The sequence below is a fragment of the Brevibacterium sp. genome (genome assembly GCF_022712115.1).
Lineage (GTDB): Bacteria > Actinomycetota > Actinomycetes > Actinomycetales > Brevibacteriaceae > Brevibacterium > Brevibacterium salitolerans.
On record NZ_JALAHB010000001.1, the window covers coordinates 1 to 2885 of the forward strand.

At 65.9% G+C, this 2885-nt stretch carries 3 protein-coding genes; all 3 read left to right on the forward strand.

Annotated elements, in window-relative coordinates:
• The first annotated feature begins 493 nt into the window (after positions 1–493).
• Positions 494–955, forward strand: a complete 462-nt coding sequence (locus tag Q0A33_RS00005; protein WP_291791284.1) for a GNAT family N-acetyltransferase — start codon at positions 494–496, stop codon at positions 953–955.
• Between the two features lie 62 nt (positions 956–1017).
• Positions 1018–1308 carry a helix-turn-helix transcriptional regulator gene (locus Q0A33_RS00010; protein ID WP_291791287.1) on the forward strand — a complete coding sequence of 97 codons (291 nt, stop codon included), beginning with the start codon at positions 1018–1020 and terminating at the stop codon, positions 1306–1308.
• On the forward strand, positions 1305–2555 hold the full coding sequence (locus Q0A33_RS00015; RefSeq protein WP_291791290.1) for a type II toxin-antitoxin system HipA family toxin: 1251 nt from the start codon (positions 1305–1307) through the stop codon (positions 2553–2555). The genes Q0A33_RS00010 and Q0A33_RS00015 overlap by 4 nt, the downstream gene beginning before the upstream one ends.
• Positions 2556–2885 lie beyond the last annotated feature (330 nt).

Sequence of the window (2885 nt, forward strand, 5' to 3'; positions counted from 1 at the left end):
AGCGCTGATGGTACTGCACTTTTGTGGGTGTGGGAGAGTAAGTCACTGCCGCAATATTCGTTGGTTGGGTTGAGGCCCTCATGCTGCATGCCCCCCTGTTTGTGGGGGTGTGTGGTGTGGGGGCCTCCCCTCATTCACGGGCGCTTTGTGTTGACCCGCCGGGTGGGGCTGCAGGTGTGTGTTCTGGCCGGCTGGGCTGTTCAACCCAGCCGGCCCGAACCCACACCACCCGAACACGCCTGCGCCGGGCTCCCGCAGCACTCCAGTGGGTCTGGGTGTTTCCGCTGTTCCGCGCGGTCGGTACTTCCCTATGGCGTGTGGGGCCTTTCATGCAGCGACGCACGACAGCCGGCCTGCGCAGATGCGTATGCTGTGTCGCATGGGAAGCGAATCATCGTCGCCGCGTGAGGAAGAGCGGACACGCGCGGGAGGTTCTACGGGCCGTGGGCGCATTCGGGAGGCTGTCGAGGCGGATGTCCCGGAGATCCTCGGCATGATCGTCGATCTCGCCGAGTTCGAGAAGGAGCCTGACGCCGTGAAGCTCACGGAGAGCGGACTCCGGGATGCGTTGTTCGGCCCTCGCTCCACCATATTCGCGCACGTCGCTGAGGCTGCGGAGGCCGGTGGCACTTCGTTTCGGCTCGACGGGTTCGCGCTCTGGTATCTCACCTTCTCCACCTGGGAAGGCGTGAACGGGATACACCTCGAGGACCTCTACGTCCGTCCGGCGTGCCGCGGCACAGGACGAGGAGGAGCGCTGCTCCAGTCCCTGGCCGCGGTGGCAGTGGCACGGGGGTGGCGCCGTGTCGAATGGCAGGTTCTGAACTGGAACTCCGCGGCGATCGAGTTCTATCGGTCCCTGGGTGCTCATCCGATGTCGGAGTGGAGCACATTCCGGCTGGACGGAGGCGCGCTGGAGGCATTCGGCGGCGCAGCATCTTCCGCCGATTCATAACTGTTGCCAGCGCAACCCTTGCCTCGTAGAGTGTGTGCGTCAGCAACACTGAGGAGTGAGCGATGGTTCGTTTTGCGGTGCAGCGACGCGCGGCGGAAGCCGGTGAGCACCTGCAGACCTGGCGACGCATGATGGGGATGCGGGCTGAGGACGTGGCTACGCGTGCCGGGATCTCGCGTTCCACGCTCCGGAAGGTGGAGAAGGGCGACCCCTCGGTGTCCTTCGGCGCGGTTCTGGCCGTCGCTGACGCTGTTGGACAGCTCGAACACGTCGTGGAGGCCTTCGATCCCATGGGCACGGAGCTCGGCCGGCTCCGGGCCCAGTCGGCTCTCCCCAAGCGAGTGCGCCGGTGACGGAGTCGGCGAGCGTCTTCGTGGAGCTCGGCGGGGCTCCGGTGCGGGCGGGCATGGCCTTCTTCCACGTCGCGCGCAGACGAGTGACCACCACCTTCTCGTACGCCACCGACTATCTGCGCCGCACGGATGCCTACGCCATAGACCCCCGGCTGCCCCTGATCGCCGGCCCGGCGTCCGTGGAGGGGCTGCCGGGCGCCTTTCAGGACTGCTCGCCTGATCGGTGGGGACGCACACTCGTGGAGAAGCAGTTCCGGCGGGAGGCACAGGAGCGTGGCCAGGCCCGCCGCGATCTCTCGGACGTGGACTTCCTCCTGGGGGTGAGTGACGAGACGCGTCAGGGCGCTCTGCGGTTCACGCGCGGTGAGAGCTCCGAGTTCGTCGCGGCCCATGTCCGGGTTCCTCCCGTCCTCAGCCTGCCGCGCGTGCAGCGAGCGGCAGACCGCGCGGTGGCCGGGGACGGACGTGCGATCCAGGAGCTGCTGGAGGCCGGCACGGGATCGCTGGGAGGCGCACGGCCCAAGGCTGCGGTGACGGGTGACGATGGACGTCTCCTCCTCGCGAAGTTCACGAGGCCGGCGGAGGACCGCCCTGTGATCGAGTGGGAGCAGGTGGCACTGCGTCTCGCAGGGGATGCAGGGATACCGGTGCCTCGGTCCCGTCTCATACGCATCGAGTCCAGGCCGGTGCTCCTCCTTGACCGCTTCGACCGTGCGGAGCGTGGCGCCCGCATCGGCTACATGAGCGCAATGACCGCGGCCGAGCGGCGAGACGGAGAGTACTCGGACTATCTGGATGTGGTGAGTGCGATCGAAGAGCACAGTGCCGATTGGCGCGCGGATGCCGCACAGATGTTCCGACGGGTCGTCTTCTCCGCTGCGATCCACAATACGGATGACCACCTCCGCAATCATGGTTTCCTGCGAACGGACGCCGGCTGGCGTCTGTCCCCGGTGTTCGATGTCAACCCGGATCCGGATCCAGATTCCGACCGGCAGACGGCGGTGATGGGCGCAACCGGAGGGAACGACGAAGCCGAGGCTGTGGTCCAGTTCGCGGAGTACTGCGGGCTGGCACCGCACAGAGCAGCGGAAGTCATCATGGAAGTGGACCGGGCGGTGGCGCGTTGGGCGGATACTGCGCGTGAGGTCGGTCTCGCGGAGCCTGACATTCGGGAGGCGGCAGACGGGCTCGAGATTCCGCGGCGGCGGCTGAGAGCGGCGCTGGAGGCCGCGGCCGGCTCGTAGCCGGTCTGCATCGGAGCACCGCATCGACGAGGTGTTGGGCATCACGGTCTCCGCGTTTGCGCAGCGCGACCATGAGTGTGTAAATTTATCTCTCGTTGCCCAGCAGAAAAGCGCGGGAAACGATCTGAATGGTCAGTCCGGAATGGACAGCCACATTCGGATGCGGTTTCTCGTAACCAATTGCGGGCAGTAGGGGAATTGTTTGTGGATACTGAATGCGTTGCCAGGCCTGTCCGGGTTTCGGGTGGGTGTGGTGTGAGTCACGAGTCAGTGATTTGCGCAGGCAGCGTGTGAAGGTCTAGAGTAGTTTCTCGTTCGCCAGTCGGGAAA